This is a genomic window from Candidatus Clostridium eludens, from assembly GCF_045310515.1.
In the GTDB taxonomy this organism is placed as follows: domain Bacteria; phylum Bacillota; class Clostridia; order Clostridiales; family Clostridiaceae; genus Clostridium_B; species Clostridium_B eludens.
In genome coordinates this window covers 40,659-59,668 of record NZ_JBJHZX010000018.1, presented here as the reverse complement: position 1 = coordinate 59,668, position 19,010 = coordinate 40,659, and the positions used below count along the sequence as shown (strand labels likewise).

General features: G+C 30.7%; 22 protein-coding genes and 1 other annotated feature (1 of these 23 only partly in view). All 22 genes read left to right on the top strand.

Annotation, left to right across the window (positions count from 1 at the left end):
* The first annotated feature begins 22 nt into the window (after positions 1-22).
* The 22 genes from ACJDU8_RS13135 (at position 23) to ACJDU8_RS13030 (ending at position 18,785) form a co-directional block, all read left to right on the top strand.
* Entirely contained in the window at positions 23-892 is an 870-nt protein-coding gene (locus ACJDU8_RS13135) for a DegV family protein (protein WP_406792603.1), read from the top strand.
* A 188-nt stretch (positions 893-1,080) separates the two neighbouring features.
* A complete protein-coding gene (locus ACJDU8_RS13130; RefSeq protein WP_406792602.1) occupies positions 1,081-2,259 on the top strand; it encodes an ATP phosphoribosyltransferase regulatory subunit in 1,179 nt (392 codons plus the stop codon).
* A 21-nt stretch (positions 2,260-2,280) separates the two neighbouring features.
* On the top strand, positions 2,281-2,940 hold the full coding sequence (hisG, locus tag ACJDU8_RS13125) for an ATP phosphoribosyltransferase (protein ID WP_406792601.1): 660 nt from the start codon (positions 2,281-2,283) through the stop codon (positions 2,938-2,940).
* A gap of 10 nt (positions 2,941-2,950) precedes the next feature.
* Positions 2,951-4,258 carry a histidinol dehydrogenase gene (gene hisD / locus ACJDU8_RS13120; RefSeq protein WP_406792600.1) on the top strand — a complete coding sequence of 436 codons (1,308 nt, stop codon included), beginning with the start codon at positions 2,951-2,953 and terminating at the stop codon, positions 4,256-4,258.
* Between the two features lie 17 nt (positions 4,259-4,275).
* Positions 4,276-5,331, top strand: a complete 1,056-nt coding sequence (gene hisC, locus ACJDU8_RS13115) for a histidinol-phosphate transaminase (protein WP_406792599.1) — start codon at positions 4,276-4,278, stop codon at positions 5,329-5,331.
* Between the two features lie 23 nt (positions 5,332-5,354).
* On the top strand, positions 5,355-5,939 hold the full coding sequence (gene hisB / locus ACJDU8_RS13110) for an imidazoleglycerol-phosphate dehydratase HisB (protein WP_406792598.1): 585 nt from the start codon (positions 5,355-5,357) through the stop codon (positions 5,937-5,939).
* 19 nt (positions 5,940-5,958) lie between these two features.
* The gene (gene hisH, locus ACJDU8_RS13105) at positions 5,959-6,567 is read left to right on the top strand and encodes an imidazole glycerol phosphate synthase subunit HisH (RefSeq protein WP_406792597.1); all 609 of its coding nucleotides are present in this window, start codon (positions 5,959-5,961) and stop codon (positions 6,565-6,567) included.
* Positions 6,568-6,594: 27 nt separating this feature from the next.
* Complete coding sequence (gene hisA / locus ACJDU8_RS13100; protein WP_406792596.1) at positions 6,595-7,311, top strand: 1-(5-phosphoribosyl)-5-[(5-phosphoribosylamino)methylideneamino]imidazole-4-carboxamide isomerase; 717 nt, start codon at positions 6,595-6,597, stop codon at positions 7,309-7,311.
* A gap of 3 nt (positions 7,312-7,314) precedes the next feature.
* Positions 7,315-8,076 (top strand): imidazole glycerol phosphate synthase subunit HisF, encoded by a 762-nt coding sequence (gene hisF / locus ACJDU8_RS13095; RefSeq protein ID WP_406792595.1) that lies wholly within the window; start codon positions 7,315-7,317, stop codon positions 8,074-8,076.
* A gap of 41 nt (positions 8,077-8,117) precedes the next feature.
* Positions 8,118-8,441 (top strand): phosphoribosyl-AMP cyclohydrolase, encoded by a 324-nt coding sequence (gene hisI / locus ACJDU8_RS13090; protein ID WP_406792594.1) that lies wholly within the window; start codon positions 8,118-8,120, stop codon positions 8,439-8,441.
* Positions 8,442-8,517: 76 nt separating this feature from the next.
* Positions 8,518-8,850 carry a phosphoribosyl-ATP diphosphatase gene (hisE, locus tag ACJDU8_RS13085; protein ID WP_406792593.1) on the top strand — a complete coding sequence of 111 codons (333 nt, stop codon included), beginning with the start codon at positions 8,518-8,520 and terminating at the stop codon, positions 8,848-8,850.
* Between the two features lie 190 nt (positions 8,851-9,040).
* Complete coding sequence (locus ACJDU8_RS13080; protein ID WP_406792592.1) at positions 9,041-9,709, top strand: phosphatase PAP2 family protein; 669 nt, start codon at positions 9,041-9,043, stop codon at positions 9,707-9,709.
* Positions 9,655-10,350: a response regulator transcription factor gene (locus ACJDU8_RS13075; protein ID WP_406792591.1), complete on the top strand. Its 696-nt coding sequence runs from the start codon at positions 9,655-9,657 to the stop codon at positions 10,348-10,350. The genes ACJDU8_RS13080 and ACJDU8_RS13075 overlap by 55 nt, the downstream gene beginning before the upstream one ends.
* On the top strand, positions 10,340-11,857 hold the full coding sequence (locus ACJDU8_RS13070) for an ATP-binding protein (protein ID WP_406792590.1): 1,518 nt from the start codon (positions 10,340-10,342) through the stop codon (positions 11,855-11,857). Before ACJDU8_RS13075 ends, ACJDU8_RS13070 begins: the two co-directional genes overlap by 11 nt.
* Before the next feature lie 119 nt (positions 11,858-11,976).
* Positions 11,977-12,570: a hypothetical protein gene (locus ACJDU8_RS13065; RefSeq protein ID WP_406792589.1), complete on the top strand. Its 594-nt coding sequence runs from the start codon at positions 11,977-11,979 to the stop codon at positions 12,568-12,570.
* 177 nt (positions 12,571-12,747) lie between these two features.
* On the top strand, positions 12,748-13,521 hold the full coding sequence (locus ACJDU8_RS13060) for a histidinol phosphate phosphatase (RefSeq protein ID WP_406792588.1): 774 nt from the start codon (positions 12,748-12,750) through the stop codon (positions 13,519-13,521).
* 145 nt (positions 13,522-13,666) lie between these two features.
* A complete protein-coding gene (locus ACJDU8_RS13055; protein ID WP_406792587.1) occupies positions 13,667-14,941 on the top strand; it encodes a replication-associated recombination protein A in 1,275 nt (424 codons plus the stop codon).
* 112 nt (positions 14,942-15,053) lie between these two features.
* The gene (locus ACJDU8_RS13050; protein WP_406792586.1) at positions 15,054-15,500 is read left to right on the top strand and encodes an RrF2 family transcriptional regulator; all 447 of its coding nucleotides are present in this window, start codon (positions 15,054-15,056) and stop codon (positions 15,498-15,500) included.
* Positions 15,501-16,709 carry a cysteine desulfurase NifS gene (nifS, locus tag ACJDU8_RS13045; protein WP_406792585.1) on the top strand — a complete coding sequence of 403 codons (1,209 nt, stop codon included), beginning with the start codon at positions 15,501-15,503 and terminating at the stop codon, positions 16,707-16,709.
* Positions 16,709-17,134, top strand: a complete 426-nt coding sequence (gene nifU / locus ACJDU8_RS13040) for a Fe-S cluster assembly scaffold protein NifU (protein WP_406792642.1) — start codon at positions 16,709-16,711, stop codon at positions 17,132-17,134. Before nifS ends, nifU begins: the two co-directional genes overlap by 1 nt.
* A 97-nt stretch (positions 17,135-17,231) precedes the next feature.
* Complete coding sequence (locus ACJDU8_RS13035) at positions 17,232-17,741, top strand: PRC-barrel domain-containing protein (RefSeq protein WP_406792584.1); 510 nt, start codon at positions 17,232-17,234, stop codon at positions 17,739-17,741.
* 18 nt (positions 17,742-17,759) lie between these two features.
* Positions 17,760-18,785 carry an AI-2E family transporter gene (locus ACJDU8_RS13030; protein ID WP_406792583.1) on the top strand — a complete coding sequence of 342 codons (1,026 nt, stop codon included), beginning with the start codon at positions 17,760-17,762 and terminating at the stop codon, positions 18,783-18,785.
* 151 nt (positions 18,786-18,936) lie between these two features.
* Positions 18,937-19,010: a binding site (T-box leader), on the top strand; it runs 107 nt beyond the window's last position.

Sequence of the window (19,010 nt, the reverse complement as noted above, 5' to 3'; positions counted from 1 at the left end):
CATTATTAAGGGAGATGTGTAAATGACAAAACCTATAATTATGACAGATGCAAGTTGTGATTTACCCGGCAGCTTTATTTTGGAAAGGAAAATCCCTTTTTTAGGTTTGATATGTCATTTTAGGGGTAAAGATTATGAAGATAGTTTTGGAAAATGTTTAAGTTATGAAGAATTTTACAAAGGCTTAAGGGAGGGTGAACTACCTTATACATGCCAGATAAATGAATATAGATTTACTGAAAAATTTAGGGAGCTAATAAAAGAGGAAAGGCCTATAATATACATAGGAATGTCCTCGGGAATAAGTGGTACTTTTAATAGTGCCAAACTGGCAAAGGAAGCAATTGTAAGTGAATCTAAGGATGCAGATATAATTCTAATAGATAGTAAAGGATCTTCTCTAGGTATGGGAATTTTAGTGTATAAGGCTTATCATATGGCAGAAGATGGCTTTACTAAAGATGAAATTGTGAATTGGGTAGAAAGCAATAAGCTTAAAATGAATTACTGGTTTATGGTAGAGGATTTGAGGCATCTAAAAAGGGGAGGGCGAATATCACCTTCTAAAGCAAATATAGGCACTCTTTTAGATGTAAAACCTATTATGTGTATATCACCAGATGGAACTTTAAAAAATGTAGTGAATCTTAGGGGCAGGAAGAAGGCAATTAAATATTTAGCGGAAAAGTTCAGGGAAAGGGCCGTAGACACAGAAAATCAGATTGTAGGTATTTCACATGGAGATTGTTTAGAAGATGCAAAGCTGCTTGAAAGAATTATAAAAGAAAACTTTCCTAATAATAAATTCATTATAAATATACTGGGACTTGGCATGGCTGCCCACTGTGGGTGTGGTACTCTTTCACTCTGTTTTTTAGCAACTGAAAGATAGTCCGTTTTTTAATTAAGGAGAACTGTATTGTATAGAAACAGTTCTCCTTAATTATTGATGAAACTAAATTTATTTAGGAGTTTTTTGTATATTATATTGCTATTTTAAAGATTAACTGATAAAATAGCATTAATAATTCGATTTACCACTACATTGAATTAAAGCGATAAAACAAGGAAGTGATTTCTATGGCTAATTGGAGAAAATATATACCGGAAGGAACAAAGGATATTTTATTTGAAGAATGTAAAAAGAAAGTAGAGATAGAAAATGTACTGAGAAAAATTTATATAAATAGTGGATTTGTGGAGCTAAAGTCCCCAACTTTAGAATTTTATGATGTATTTAACATAGAAAATTCAACTTTACCTCAGGAAAAAATATATAAATTAATTGACAATCAAGGGAGGATTTTAGCTTTAAGGGCAGATATGACTACACCTATTGCAAGAATTGTGGGAACCAAGCTAAAAGATGTAATTTACCCGCTGAGACTTTGCTATACTTCAAATGTATACAGAGTTAATGAAAGTTTAAATGGCAAGAATAGTGAGATAACTCAATCTGGAGTTGAAGTAATAGGAATAAAAGATATTAATGCGGATGCGGAAGTAATTATAATGGGAATAATGGCTCTTTTAAACTGCGGACTTGAAAATTTTAAAATAGAGATTGGACATGCGGAAATGTTTAAGGCATTGGTGGAAACTGCAGATCTTAACTATGAAGAAAAGGAGAAACTAAGGGAAAGTATAGATAGTAAAAATTTTACTGCTCTAAATGAAATACTTTATGAAAACAAAGACAAATTTGAAGAAAGTTCTTTAAATATTTTAAAAGAACTCCCTAAGTTATTTGGCGGTATAGAAGTAATTGAAAAAGCTTCTAAGCTTACAGACAACAAAAGAGCTTTAAAAGCATTGGAGGATGTTAAAAAGGTATACCAGGTTGTAAAAAGCATAGGACTTCAGGATTATCTGGCAGTGGATTTAGGCATGGTATATCATATAGACTATTATACTGGAATAATATTTAGAGGTTATACTCAGGGTTTTGGAGGAAATATATTAAGTGGAGGAAGATATGATAACTTAATAAGCCAATTTGGAGATAATAGACCAGCCACAGGATTTGCCATAAATGTGGATGGAATAATTAAATCGCTCCAGGCAAATGGAAAGCTCTGTGATGTAAGTGACGAGAGAGCACTTATATATTATTATGATGAAAAAGATTTTAAAAAAGCGTATGAAAAGGCACAGCTGCTAAGACAAAAAGGAATAGTGGCCGAGATGAGTCCTTTTAATGAAGAAAAAGAAGCAAGGGAGTATGCGGATAAAAAAAATATGAAGTTTATAAAAATATAAGGTATGAATGGAGAATTTGATATGGCTAGTGAAAAAAAAGTGAAGATAGCTTTAACTAAAGGGAGAATAGAAAAAGAAGCGGTAAATATATTTGAAAAATGTGATATAGACTGCAGTGAAATTGTAAATAAAGGCAGAAAGCTTATTTTTCATAATCACGAAAACAATATAGATTTTGTACTGGTTAAAGCTCCTGATGTTCTTACCTATGTAGAACATGGAGTTGTGGATATAGGTATAGTAGGAAAGGATACACTTCTTGAACAAGATAAAAATTTTTATGAAGTTTTGGATTTAGGCTTTGGAAGATGTAAGTTTTCACTGGCGGGTCCCAAGGGCTCTGATTTTTATTCGGGTTATGATAGAAAGAAAATTGCTACTAAATATCCAAATGTAGCTAGAAATTATTTTAGAAAGCTAGGACAGGATGTTGAGATTATAAAAATAGAAGGTTCTGTGGAATTGGCACCTATACTAGGCCTTGCAGATGCCATAGTGGACATAGTAGAGACGGGAAGCACCCTAAAGGAAAATGGACTTATTATTTATGAGGACATATGCAGTATAAGTGCTAGAATGGTGGTTAATATGGCCAGTATGAAAATGAAAAAAGCAGAAATAGAAACAATAATAGATAAAGTACAGATACAAATCAGTGAAAAGGAGAAAGTTAGAAGCTAGGAGGAAGAGTATGAAAGAACAAATTATAAGTACTGTAGAGGCTAATACAGAAGAAGGAAGAAAGTATTTAAACAATTTTAGAAATAAAGAAGAAGAAGTTCAGCAAAATGTAGTTTTAAAAGTAAATGAAATATTAAAGCATATTAAGGAAAATGGAGATAATGCACTTATAAAATATACTAATGAATTTGATAGTTCTAAGGTAAGTAAAGAAAATATGCTGGTAACCAGTGAAGAAATAAAAAAGGCTTATAAGTTAGTAGAGTGTGAATTTATAGAAGCCTTAAAGGCAGCAGCAGAAAATATAAAATTCTTTCATGAAAAGCAAAAAAGGACTTCATGGGTAATTACAAAAGAAGATGGAATAATACTTGGACAACAAATCAGACCGCTGGAAACAGTGGGTATATATGTACCAGGAGGTACAGCAGCTTACCCCTCTTCAGTACTTATGAATGCCCTTCCTGCCAAAGTGGCTGGAGTGAAAGAAATAATTATGGTCACTCCTCCTTTGCAGAATGGAACCATAAATCCAAATATTTTAGTAGCTGCAGATATAGCCGGAGTAGATAAAATTTACAAAGTGGGAGGAGCTCAGGCTATAGGTGCACTGGCTTTTGGTACTGAGTCTATTGATAAAGTGGACAAAATAGTAGGACCTGGTAATATATTTGTAGCTATGGCTAAAAAAAGTGTATATGGTTTTGTGGATATAGACATGATAGCAGGACCTAGTGAAATATTGATAATTGCAGATGAAAGATCAAAAGCATCATACTTGGCGGCAGATTTAATGTCTCAGGCAGAACATGATTTAATGGCATCCTCAGTACTTATTACTACTTCTAAAAAGTTAGCAGAGGAAGTAAAAGAGGAACTTGAAAAACAAATTAAAACTCTAAAAAGAAAGGATATAATAGAAAAGTCTTTAAGAAATTATGGGGCTATAATATTAGTTGAAAATATGAAAGAAGCTATAGATATAGCAAATAAAATAGCTCCAGAGCACCTGGAAATCTGTGTAGAAGATCCTTTTTTAGTATTAGGTGATATAAAAAATGCAGGTTCTATATTTTTGGGAGATTTTTCACCAGAACCCCTAGGAGATTATATGGCAGGTCCTAATCATGTATTGCCTACCAGTGGAACTGCAAGATTTTTTTCACCTTTATCTGTAGATGATTTTATAAAAAAAGCTAGTTTTACTCACTATTCACAGAAAGCACTCTCAAAAATAGGAGATAAAATTGTAAAATTAGCAGAGGGAGAAGGACTTACAGCACATGCAAATTCAATAATAGTAAGGACCCAATCCTAGAAGGAGAGATATTAATTATGATAGAAAGACTATTTAAACAAAATCTTCAAAATTTTGTACCCTATGTTGTACCTAAATTAGACTATGAAATAAAATTGGACGCTAATGAGAGTTTTTTGAAGTTAGACGACTATATGATGAAAAAGATATTAGACAAAATAAATAAGGTAGATTTTAACAGATATCCTGATGCTGGGGCAGAAAAAGTATGTGAAATGTATTCTAAATATATCGGTATCAATAAGGACAATATAATAGCAGGGAATGGTTCGGATGAACTTATACAAATTATAATAGCTGCCCTTGTAGATAAAAATGAAAGCGTAATGACTTTGAATCCTGATTTCTCCATGTACAAGAACTATGTGGAAATAGGGGGAGGTAAAGTTTTAGTTTTTGAATTAGATGAGGAATTTAATTTAGATGTGGATGGACTTATAGATAGAATAAACTGTGAGAGGATAAAAGTATTGTTTATATCAAGTCCCAATAATCCTACTGGAAAAGCTTTAAGTAGAAAGGATATTTTTAAAATATTGAATGGATGTAATTGTGCAGTAGTTATAGATGAAGCTTATGTTGAATTTCATGAAGAGAGTGTAGTTGACAGTATATATGAATATGAAAATCTTATAGTACTTAGAACTTGTTCAAAGGCCATGGCTTCGGCTGCCATGAGATTAGGATTTTTAATTAGTAATTCTTTTATGCTAAATGAAATAAAAAAGGCAAAACCTCCGTTTAATGTAAGTTCTACAACTCAGGCCATAGGTGAAGCTATACTTTCAGAAGTGGACTATATAAATAGTTCTGTGGAAAAAATAAAGACCGAAAGGACATTTTTAGTAAATAAATTAAACACCATTAAAGATATTAAATTATATCCTACCTGCGCAAATTTTATACTTATAAGATTCCAAGATGCAGAGTTTGTATATAAATATCTTCTTAAAAATAAAATAATTGTGAGAAGTTATAAACAGGGAAGGCTTAAAGATTTTTTAAGAATAACTGTGGGCAGCAGGGAAGAAAATGAAGCTGTTGTAGAAAATTTGTATAAAATATTAAAATAGATTTTATAAAAGAAGGTGTTTTTATGAGGATAGGAGAACTTTCCAGAAAAACTTATGAAACAGATATAAAGGTTAAAATCAATTTAGATGGAAAGGGAAAATATGATATAAATACAGAAATAGGATTTTTTAATCATATGCTTTGCATGATAGCAAAGCATGGAATTATGGACTTAGACGTGTATGCAAAAGGGGATCTGGATGTGGATTTTCATCATACTGTAGAAGATGTGGGAATTACACTTGGAAAATGCATAAAACAGGCACTAGGAGATAAAAAGGGCATAAAAAGATATGGAACTGCTTTTATACCTATGGATGAAAGTTTAGCTATGGTGTCAATAGACTTAAGCGGAAGACCTTATTTAGTATTTCAGGGCGATTTAAAGAATTCCAAAGTGGGAGAAATGGATACGGAACTAGTAGAAGAATTTTTTAGGGCACTGGCTTTTAACGCTGAAATGACTCTTCATGTAAAAGTTTTTTATGGTAAAAATACTCATCACATTATAGAGGGGATTTTTAAGTCCTTTGCTCATGCTTTAAGGGAAGCTGTATCCATAGATGAAAAAATAGAGGGAATAATGTCTACAAAGGGAATAATTTAATTGAGAGGAGGAAATAACTTTGATTTCTATTATAGATTACGGAATGGGAAATTTAAAAAGTGTAAAAAAGGCACTAAAATATATAGGTGTAGATGCAAAGATAACTGCAAATGAATATGACATAGAAAACAGCAAGGGGATTATACTACCGGGAGTAGGAGCTTTTCCAGAAGCTATGAAAAATTTAAAAAATAAAAAATTAGATGTGGTAATAAAGGACACAGCCGCAAAGGGTATACCTTTAATTGGCATATGTCTTGGAATGCAGCTTTTGTTTGATACAGGAGAAGAAATAGAAAAGTGTAGCGGACTGGGACTTATACCAGGTAATATAACTAAACTTTATGGAGATATAAAAATACCTCATATAGGATGGAATAGTCTAACTGTAAAAAAGGAGTGTTCTATTTTGGAGGGAATTCCTCAAAACAGTTATGTGTATTTTGTACATTCCTTTTATGCAGAATTAGAATGTGAGGAAAATTTAAATGCATACAGTTTCTATGGGGTAGATGTACCTGCAGTTGTGAATAAGGGAAATGTGTATGGAACTCAATTTCATCCTGAAAAAAGCGGAGATGTGGGAATTAAAATGTTAAAAAACTTTATAAAACTTATAGAAAAATAAAATGTACTATAAAGGAGGCAGTTTTATATGTTAATACTTCCGGCAATAGATTTAAAAGGTGGAAAATGTGTTAGGCTATATCAGGGAGATATGAATTCACAGGAGATTGTAGCTAAAGATCCTCTGGATACGGCGTTAAAGTTCAAAAGTGAAGGTGCAGAATATATACACATAGTAGATTTAGATGGAGCGTTAAAGGGTGCCGGTGAAAATTTAAGTATAATATCTAACATAGTGAAAAATGTAGATGTACCTATAGAGGTAGGCGGCGGCATAAGGAGTATAGAAATAATAGACAGCTTTATAAAGTTAGGTGTTAGTAGAGTGATACTTGGAACGGCAGCTTTAAATAATAGAAACCTAGTAATAGATGCGGTAAGAAATTATGGAGAAAAAATTGCCGTTGGAATAGATGCTAAAGACGGGATACCAGCTGTAGATGGCTGGACAACTCTTAGTGAGATAAATTACATAGATTTTGGTAAACAGATGGAGCAAATAGGGGTAAAAACTTTGATATTTACAGATATAAGCAGGGATGGAACTTTGAAAGGAACTAATGTAGAACAACTTTTAGAACTTAAAAATTCAGTTAAGTGCAATGTAATAGCCTCTGGCGGTATAAAAGACATAGAGGATATTAAAAAACTCAAGGCAGAGGATGTGTATGGTGCTATAGTTGGGAAAGCCATATATTCAAAAACACTTTCTTTAAAAGAAGCTATAGAAGTGGGGGGGAATTAGAGTATGCTTACTAAAAGGATAGTTCCATGTTTGGATGTAAATATGGGGAAGGTTGTAAAAGGAATAAATTTTATAAACTTAAAAGATGTGGGAGATCCGGTGGATATAGCACAGCATTACAATAAACAGGGGGCAGATGAGATAGTGTTTTTAGATATTACTGCTACCTATGAGAAAAGGAAAACATTAATTGATGTAGTAGAAAGAACTGCAGAAAAAGTATTTATTCCGCTTACTGTGGGAGGGGGAATATCAGGCATAGATGATTTTAAAAGTATACTTAGGGCAGGAGCAGATAAAATATCTGTAAATTCTGCAGCTATAAGAAACCCTAATTTAATATATGAGGCTGCGGATAAATTTGGTTCCCAGTGCGTGGTAGTTGCTATAGATGCAAAGAAAAGATCAGAGGGACAGGGCTGGGATATATTTATAGAAGGTGGAAGAAAAAATACGGGTATAGATGCAATAGAATGGGTTAAGAAAGTGGAAAGTCTGGGAGCAGGAGAAATACTTCTTACGAGTATGGATGCAGATGGTACAAAAAATGGATATGATATAGAGCTTACTAAAGCTGTAGTAGAATCAGTAAATATTCCTGTAATAGCCTCCGGAGGATGCGGCTCTTTAAAAGATTTTTATGATGTATTTGAAGATTCAGGTGCAGATGCAGCCCTAGCGGCCTCCTTGTTTCACTATGGAGAATTAAAAATAAAAGATGTAAAAGAATATCTTAAGGGAAAAGGCGTTGCAGTAAGATTATAATAGTTAATTTTTGTGAAAAATATATTAAAACAGGTGATAATATGGAAAAAGAGATTTTAAAAAAGATAGATTTTAAAAAGGGACTTATTCCTGCTGTAATTCAAGATTTTGAAAATGGAGAAGTACTTATGGTAGCATATATGAGTGAAGAGTCTTTAAATAAAACTATTGAAACAGGAAGAACTTGGTTTTGGAGCAGATCCAGAAATGAATTATGGAATAAAGGAGCCACTTCAGGCCATTACCAATATGTGAAGAGTATAAATTTGGATTGTGATTATGATACTCTTTTAATAAAGGTAGAGCAAATAGGTGCGGCCTGCCATACTGGAAATAGAAGCTGTTTCTATAGAAAACTAATATAAAGCACTGTGAAATGAATGACAAGTGTTTTTGACTTAGTATTATTTTGGGGTGCCTAAATTTGGAGGAGGTATTTTTATGGAATTACAGAATGTATTAGAAGAATTATACAGTGTTATAAAAGATAGAAAACAAAATCCTGTAGAAGGATCTTATACCAATTACTTGTTTAAAGAAGGACTAGATAAAATACTAAAAAAGGTTGGGGAAGAAAGTTCTGAGGTTATAATTGCCAGTAAAAATAATAATAAAGAAGAGCAAATTTGTGAACTATGTGATTTAATGTATCATATATTGGTATTGATGGCAAACCAAAGTATAACTTTAGAAGACTTAGAACAAGAATTAGAAAAGAGAAGACAAAAAATATGCAACAAAAAACAGGATAGAAAAGCCATAGAAAAAATATGAATATGATTTAACCTAAGAATCACTTGATATAAAATAGACTGTATCTAGTCACTTAATGGAAACAGTCTATATTTTATTATACATAAGTTAAGAAATATTTAAGAATTTAAGTAGTAAATACTTAAGGAATAATTTCTATAATAGGAATTAGGAACTTACATATGAATACTTAAATTTGAGAGATGGTGATGTGTTGAAAAATATAAAGTTAAATCTTATACCTTTAAGCCTTATGCTCGTAATACCCCTGATAAATATAATGTACGGCAAGTTGAATAACGCCATTAATGGGTGTTATAGCTTAGCCACTACTTTAGATAAAAATGTTCCGTTTATAAAGGAGTTTATAATTCCATACTGGATGTGGTATCCTTTTTTAATATCAGTTCTTATACACTTTTGCTTTGTATGTAGAAATATTTATTATAAGACTATGATCACTATACTTTTAGGAATGATATCATGCTATATAACCTATTTTTTCTTTCAAACTACAGTGACCAGGCCTTTTCTCCAAGGAAATGATATATTTATACACATTGTCAGACTAACCTATAAATTGGATAAGCCTTTTAATTGTTTTCCAAGCATACATGTTCTCACAAGTTATGCAGTTATGAGAGCTTCAATAGAAGCAATTGAGAAGAAGTCTAATAAATATATTATAAATATTATAGGTGCAGTTATAATATTATCTACCCAGTTCGTAAAACAACATGTAATTTTGGATTTGATTTTTGCTATAATATTAGCAGAGGTAATATACAGATTTGCTGCTGCTTTTATTTTAGAAAGAGGTGCAATATGGAAAAAGAAATTATATTGGTGGTTGACGATGAAAAAGAAATTAGAGATTTAATTAAAATATATTTGGCAAATGAAGGGTATGATGTATTAAAAGCTTCTGATGGTTTAGAGGCTTTGAGAATTTTAAATAATATTGATGTGGATTTGGTAATTTTAGATGTAATGATGCCTAAAATGGATGGAATTGAAACCTGTATTAAAATAAGGCAGGGCAAAAATATGCCCATAATAATGTTGTCAGCTAAAAGTGAAGATTTAGATAAGATTTTAGGACTTACCACAGGGGCAGACGACTATGTCACAAAACCTTTTAATCCACTGGAACTTGCAGCCAGAGTAAAGTCTCAGCTCAGAAGATACAAGAGATTAAATATGTCTAAAAGAATTAGAAAGGAAATAATTGAGGTAGAAGATTTAGTTATAAACACTGTAACCCATGAAGTAAAAGTTGGAGATAGGGATATAAAGCTTACTCCTAGAGAATTTAATATATTAAAATTACTGGCTTCAGACAGGGGAATGGTATTTAGTATAGAAAAAATATATGAATCTGTATGGAAAGAGGATTTTTTGGAATCAGATAATACTGTAATGGTTCATATAAGAAAAATAAGAGAAAAAATAGAAGAAAATCCACGGAAACCTCGATTTATAAAGACTGTTTGGGGGGTAGGATATAAAATTGAAAATTAGATTTAAAAATGCCCTAAAAACATCTTTTAAAAAAATATATAGGATTATATGGAATAAGCTGGATATTGGTATAAGGCTGGAACTTATATTAATATTTGCTCTATGTCTAATTGCAGCTTTTGCTATTGGAAAAGTTTCAGGGTTATTTCTTCAAAACAGAAATATGACTGCCAGAATAGATTATAGTAAGGGAATAGAAAGAATATCTTTAAGTATGAATTCAATAGCAGATGAAATAAAAAATAAAAATATGAGTATAAATGATAAGGCTAAAGTTCAAAAAATTATAAACGACTATGGATATTCAGATATGGAAAAGATAATTATTACAGATTTAGATGGAAAAGTATTATATAAATCAAATAATGCGGAAGAAACCCAAATAGATGTATATACAACCATAAAAAATTCCATAAAAAATTCTTTAGAGATGATGAAAAACATTCAAAATATACATAAAAACGCAGAAAATATCATAAGCCAAAATAAAGAATATATTAGTTTTTATCCTATAGACTTTAGTGATGGAAAAGCTTATCTGGTATTAACGGCTATACCGGAGTATGAAATAGTGTATGAAAAAAATTATAATCCTATTTCCGGTATTATCATATCTTTAGCAGCATTTCTTGTGATGTTTTATTTTGCTACTAATAAAAAGATGCGGTATATAGAAAATATATCTTCAGGACTCATTGAAATATCCAAAGGAAATTTACATCACAAGATAAGGATTGAGGGACATGATGAACTTACTTCTCTGGCTAAGCACATAAATTTTATGGCGGAGGAACTGAATAATAAGATAAAACACGAAAGAGAACAGGAAAGGATGAAAAATGAACTTATAACAAATGTTTCTCATGATTTAAGAACACCGCTTACTTCAATTAAAGGATATTTAGGACTGATTAAAGATAGAAAATATGAAGATGAATATCAATTAGAGCAATATATTAATATTGCATATAGTAAATCTGAAAAATTGGATATTTTAATAAATGATTTATTTGAGTACACCAAACTTAAAAATAATGCCGTAAGTCTGAATAAGAATAATATATCTCTAAATGGTTTATTGGAGCAGCTTATAGAAGAATTAGTTCCAATTTGTGAAGAGAATTCTGTAACTATTTCTAAAGATTTTCCTAAATATAAGTTTATTGTAAATGTAGACCCTGGTAAAACTGTAAGGATATTTGAAAATCTATTTATGAATGCTATAAGATATTGTGTGAAACCAGGTAATGTGAAAGTCTCATTAAAGAAACAGGGAGAATGTGTGGTAACTTCCATACAAAACAAATGTCATCCTATAAATGAAGAGGAAGTTAATAAATTGTTTGATAGATTTTATAGATTTGATAAATCAAGATCATCATATAGTGGAGGAAGTGGTTTAGGTCTATCTATTGCTAAAAGTATAGTAGAACTTCAAGGAGGAACAATAAAAGCTGATTATATGGAAGAAAATATAACTTTTAATGTAGTTTTTAAGCAGATATAGTAGTATAAATAGTGAACAATAAGCAGTTTTGACAATTAAATTACATTCAAATTTTGGAGATAATGAATTATAATATAAGTATGAGTTTTTATAAATATAAGTTTTTAGGAGGGATAAATATGGATAATTTTAACTTGCTATCTGATATGGTGGAAGCGTCTACAAAACCTATATTAGATTCAACAGGTTATTGGCAGACTAGTATATTAAACGTTTTAAAGGCAAAGAGGGAAGAGGCTAAAGACATTAACACCTATACTTTGGAATTAAAAGCTGACATTGTATACATAATGACCGTATGGAAAAAGCAAAGGGATATTATATATACGTGGGTAGAAAAATCAGAATTACCTCCAATGATGGAAATAAATGATATCCTTACAGATATTGAAAATAAATCTGAAACAGAGGTGGTAAATGGAAAGGTAGTTCTAAAAACAGGAGAACGCTTAAATGAGAATGCTTTAAATGTGGCAAAAAAATATAACTTTATAGAAAATATTAATAAAAGAGCAGAACTAATGGAAAGAGAATATTTTTACTGCCGTATAAGAGATAATATAATTTTAAATGTATATCAATTTTTATGGGAACATGGTGAATTGGCGGATGAAGTAGTGAGAGAATGCTCTATAGAAACTGTAGACAAGGTTTCAAATCTAATTTCAAGATGTGCAGATGAATGCATAAAAGTTAATGCGCTTAAAGATTAAAAAGGTATAAATTTAAATAAAATAAACATGGGGGAAAGGTTTAACATTAGGGAGTAAATTATATAATAATTTAGTTTATATTAATGTTATTGAGAGTTTTGGATGAAAGGAGATTATAATTTTTCTTACAATTCTCTTAACTTTCTCTTAATTTTAATTTAGAGGGGGGAAGTATAAGTGTTTGACACGCATATACATACAACTTTTTCTACAGACTCAAATATGAAAATAGAAGATGCAATAAAATGTATGGAAGAAAAAAATATATCGCTTATAGTGACAGAACATATGGATGTTAATTTTCCTAAGAAAGATTCATTTTGTTTTAATGTAGATGATTATTTTAATACATATTCTAAATATAGAAATAATAATTTGCTTTTAGGAATAGAGCTTGGAATGAAAGAAGATTGTATAGAAGAAAGTAGAAAATTAATAGAAAATAATTCTTTCGATTATGTTATAGGGTCAATACATTTAGTGGATAATTTAGATCTTTACTATCCTGACTACTATAAAGATAAAAGTAAAAAGGAAGCTTATTTAAAATATCTTCAAGTTATGTTAGAAAATTTAAAGGAATTTTACTTTATAGATAGCTTAGGTCATATTGACTATATAGCTAGATATGCTAAATTTGAAGACAGAGAACTATACTATAAAGATTTTTCTGATATAATAGATGACATACTAAAAGAGATTATAAAAGAAGGTAAGTGTCTGGAGTTAAATACCAGAAGGCTTTGTAATAATATTTCAGTAAAGAATATGATAGAAATATATAAAAGGTTTAATGAACTGGGTGGGAAATACATAACAGTTGGTTCTGATGCCCATCAGGTTGAAGCTATAGGAAATAATTTTATGGCGGCAAAAGAAATGGCACAATTGTGCAATTTAAAGATAGTATATTTTAAAAATAGGGTAATGGAATATGATAGAGGTTTTTAGCAAATATAATTTCCGGTCTATAAAAAATAAAAAAGTAAATAATATACATATAAGAAAAACATGTACTGTATAAATGCTATGTAATCTATAGTTGATTTATGTAGCATGTGTTTTATTTTTTTGAATATATTTAGGAGGTGAAAAAATGGAACCGCTGGCAGAAAGAATGCGACCTAAAACTATTGGTGATGTGGTTGGTCAGGAACATATACTGGGAAAAGATAAAATTTTAAGAAGTATGATAGAAAATAAAAGAATAATGAATATGATTTTTTACGGTCCACCTGGAGTGGGAAAAACTACGGTAGCCAATATAATATCTGGTAGTATTGATAAAAAATTATATAAATTGAATGCTACTAATGCCTCTGTAAAAGATATTTATAATATAGTTAGAAATTTAGACGGTTTTATGGGGTATAAAGGTGTGGTACTTTATTTAGATGAAATACAGAATTTTAATAGGAAACAACAACAGGCATTACTTGAATATATTGAAGATGGAAGATTGACTTTAATTGCAAGTACTGCTGAAAATCCTTATCATTGTGTATATAATGCTATATTAAGCAGGTCCATAGTATTTGAGTTTAAACCTGTAGAAAATGATAATATAATAAAAACTTTAAATAGAATAATAGATGTGATTAAGTGTGAAGATGGTATGGAAATAAATGCTGAAGAAGGAACACTTGAATATATAGCAACTATGTGTGGAGGAGATTTGAGGAGAGCTATTAATTTTTTAGAAGCAGTCATATATTCTACAAAGTTCATTAAAGGTAAGTATATAAGTTTGGAACTGTATAGGGTAAAACAATGTTTACAGGAAAAAGCGTTTAATTTTGATAAAAAAGGAGATTATTTTTACGATGCATTAAGTGCCCTTCAAAAGAGTATAAGAGGCAGCTCGCCAGATGCTTCCATATACTATGCCGCACTTTTAATAAAAGGAGGAAAGTTAAGTGACATTTGTAGAAGATTACTTGTAATAGCTTCCGAGGACATAGGTCTTGCCTATCCCCAGGCATCAAGTATTGTATATTCTTTAGTTAAAAGTGCACTTTATTTAGGACTTCCGGAGGCTAGAATTCCAATTTCTCAAGCTGTTATACTTTTGGCTACAGCTCCTAAATCTAACTCTTGTTATAAAGCTATAGACATGGCTTTAAGGGATATAGATAGCAAAGATATAGGTGATATACCCTCTCATTTAAAAAACAGCCATTATTATGAGAGCCAAGAGCTAGATAGAGGAGATGGATATAAATATCCCCATGACTACAAAAATAATTATGTATGGCAGCAGTATATGCCGGATAAATTGGAAAATACAAAATATTACATACCAGGCGAAAATAAGATGGAAAAATCTGCTGAAAATTACATGAATTTTATAAAACGTGTTGAAAATCAATAGGTAGGTTGTCTGGTATTTATTTTTATATATCTAATTACACTTATTGTTGACAAGTTTACTCTGATTTGATAATATGATGGAGAAGTACTGCGATTTAAAAGGAAGTGATTAATTGAAGCTGTCCACAAAGGGAAGGTATGGAGTAAAAGCCATGGTGGATTTGGCCATTCACTATGGAGATGAACCCCTATCTATAAAAACTATATCAGAGAGACAGAGTATATCTGAATATTATTTAGAGCAACTGTTCTCAGGTCTTAGAAAATCCAATTTGATTAGGAGTATAAGAGGATCCCAGGGCGGATACATTTTAAATAGAGATCCCAAAGATATAACTGTTTGGGATATAATGAAAGTTTTAGAAGGGCCTGTGGAAATATCGGATTGTGTAGATGAAAATAATGAAAGTTCTTGTAGTAATATAGATTGTTGTGCTACCAGGCTTTTGTGGAGTAGGATAAAAGATGGAATAGATGAAATTATGAAGTCTACGACTTTACAAGATATGGTGGATGACTACAATAATATGAAACAAAACAAATTGAAAGGGGATAAATAAATGGATAAAAAGGTGTATATGGATTATGCAGCAACTACTTATACCAAACCAGAAGTGTTACAAGAGATGATACCTTATTTTACAGAAAATTTTGGTAATCCATCTTCCTTGTATTCTATGTCTGATATTCCAAGAAAAGCTATAGATGAAGCCAGGGATAGAGTAGCCAAAGCTATAAATGCAGAAAAAAATGAAATATTTTTTACTGCCGGAGGTTCAGAAAGTGATAACTGGATATTAAAGGGAATAGCCTTTGCAAATAAGAATAAGGGAAATCATATAATAACTACCCGTATAGAACATCATGCTGTAATACACGCTTGTGAATTTTTAGAGAAGAATGGTTTTGAAGTTACTTATCTAGGTGTGGATGAGTATGGAATTATAAGTTTAGAGGAACTTGAAAAAGCTATTAAGGATACTACAATATTAGTATCAGTAATGTTTGGTAATAATGAAGTAGGTGCAATCCAGCCTATAAAGGAAATAGGTGAAATCTGCAAAAAAAGAAAAATATATTTTCATACAGATGCAGTTCAGGCTATAGGCCATGTTAATATTGATGTAAAGGAAATGAATATAGATGCCCTTTCAATGGCAGCGCATAAATTTTATGGACCTAAAGGAATAGGGGCAATGTATTTAAAAAAAGGAGTAAAAATTGAAAATTTAATACATGGTGGTGGACAGGAAAGAGGAAAGAGAGCTTCTACAGAGAATGTACCTGGAATAGTTGGAATGGGAAAAGCAATAGAACTGGCTGTCAGTGATTTAGATAATGAGGCTAAAAGATTAAGTTACTTAAGGGATAAACTTATAAATGGACTAATGAAGAAGATACCTTATACTAAGCTAAATGGCCCTGAAGGCAGCAAAAGGTTGCCAGGAAATGCGAATTTAAGTTTTATTGGAATAGAGGGAGAAACTATACTTTTGGATCTAAATGATGCGGGTATATTTGCATCTACTGGAAGTGCTTGTGCATCAGGTTCCTTAGATCCTTCCCATGTTCTTTTATCACTAGGGTTACCTCATGAAGTGGCACATGGATCTCTTAGACTCACATTAGGTTCAGGAACTACAGAGGAAGATGTAAATTATGCACTAAAGGTAATTCCAGAGATAGTAGCAAGGAGAAGGGACATGTCACCACTTTGGGAAGACTTTATAAAATCACAAAATAAAGGAGAGAAGGTAGAACAATTATGATGTACAGTGAAAAAGTTATGGATCACTTCAGAAATCCAAGGAATGTAGGGGAAATTTCAGATGCAAATGGAATTGGAGAAGTCGGAAATCCAAAGTGCGGAGATATAATGAAAATGTACATAAAAGTTGAAGATAACATCATAAAAGATGTAAAATTTAAAACTTTTGGATGTGGTTCTGCCATAGCATCTTCAAGTATGGCAACAGAAATTATAAAAGGAAAGACATTGGAAGAGGCATGGAATCTTACTAACAAGGCAGTAGCAGATGCACTAGATGGACTCCCACCGGTAAAAATGCACTGTTCGGTATTAGCGGAAGAAGCTATTCATAAAGCAATAAATGATTATAGGGAATCTCAAGGACTAGAACCCTGGAAAATGAAAACACATTCAGAAACTATTCATGAACATGTTCATGGGTAATATATATTTCAAATAAAAAATATAACTTTTTCAAGTTATATTTTTTATTTTTTTACATAAACTACAGCTATATATTTTAAAAATAAAGGTGATATTTTTGTACAGAACAAGAGATTTTATATTTATGGATGCAGTAAATCTTTCTGGAAATTTATTGGGTTTTGTAAGTGATATAATACTAAATTTTAATAATAAAATAGTTCAAGGCTTTGTTATAACTCCTAATAGTTTGTTTAAAAAAAATTTAAATGTATTTTTAGAAGATGTAGTAAGCTTTGCTTCTGTAATAGTTGTTACTGACACCAATAGAAAAAAGTTTTTACAATTTAGTGATATAAAAGGCATGAATGTAGTAGATAAAAAGGGACATTTGATTGGAATAGTAGAGGATATATTATTTCATAAGAATACTTTTTTAATAAAAGCCCTTATACTATCCACTGGATTTATAAGTAATTTTATAGACGGAAAAAAAATAGTGCTCATAGATAATTTGATTTTAGGAGAAAATAATTTACTATATAGAGGAGAAAGTGACAATTTAAAATTTTTTAATTCACCTCATAAATTATTTGATCTTGAAGAAGATGAAAATTATAAAATTTAAATTATGGAAGATGATAGGATGAGTATTGAAAAAAAGCGCAAAATTAAATATCTATTGGTTACTATTATTTGTATAATTATAGTGGTGGTTATTTTAAAGGTCTCTGTATTAAAAGAAATGCTATATTTAATGCTTATATCTTTCTTAATAGCATATACTTTAAAGCCTATTCAACAAATCATGGTGAATAAAGGAATGAGTAAAAAAATTAGTGCATTACTTTTAATAGGTATACTGATTTTATTAATTATAAGTATATTTGCAATTCTTATACCATCTCTGTTTAAAGAACGTTTAAGCCTAAATAATGCCATACGTAGTATTCAGAATTTAATAGATAATCTTTATGCAAAGTTAAAACCAATTCAGGGCAATAAAACCATATACATGGTAACTGATAATTTTAACAAAAAAATCGATAGAGAAGTAACTCTTATGTTTACTAAAATAGTAGATTTTTTAATGAATATAGGACAAAATATTTTGTCTATTATAGTTATTCCTATAATAACTTATTATTTTTTGTCTGAAGGTAAGTGCATAAATGAAAAAATACTTTCTGCTTTTCCTGTGAAAAGTAGAATTATAATTAAAGATATAAGTTGTCACGCAGATAAAATATTGGGAAGGTACATAGTAAGTCAACTTATGTTAAGCGGGCTTGTAGGAATAGTTACGTTTTTTATACTTATAATTCTAAATGTGGATTTTCCCATAATACTTTCCATATTTAATGCATTTTTTAATATAATTCCATATTTTGGTCCTGTATTTGGAGCTTTACCAGCTGTGGCTATAGCCTTGATAGAATCTCCGGGAAAAGCTTTATGGACAGCAGTATGTCTTTATATATTGCAGCAAATAGAGGGAAATATATTATGTCCTAAGGTTACGGGAGATAGTATAAGTATGCACCCCTTAGTGGTAATACTTCTTCTAATAATTGGAGGAAAAATAGCAGGATTCATTGGAATGGTTCTTGCGGTTCCTTTAGGAGTCATATTTAAGGTGATGTATGAAGATTTAAATTATTATTTATTTTAGATTTTCTGCAGTTTTGACGAAAGAAAATCATCCTTAACTCTTAATTCTTAACTTTTAACTCTTAACTAATAAATATTAACTCTTAATTTAATTATAAAGTCTAATATTGACATAAAAGTGTATTTAAATTATAATTTGTATCATAAATGAATATGGGGCAGTGAATAGAAGGAGTAGGTATATTCTTATATGAAAGAGAGGAAGTAGATGGTGTAAAGCTTCTCA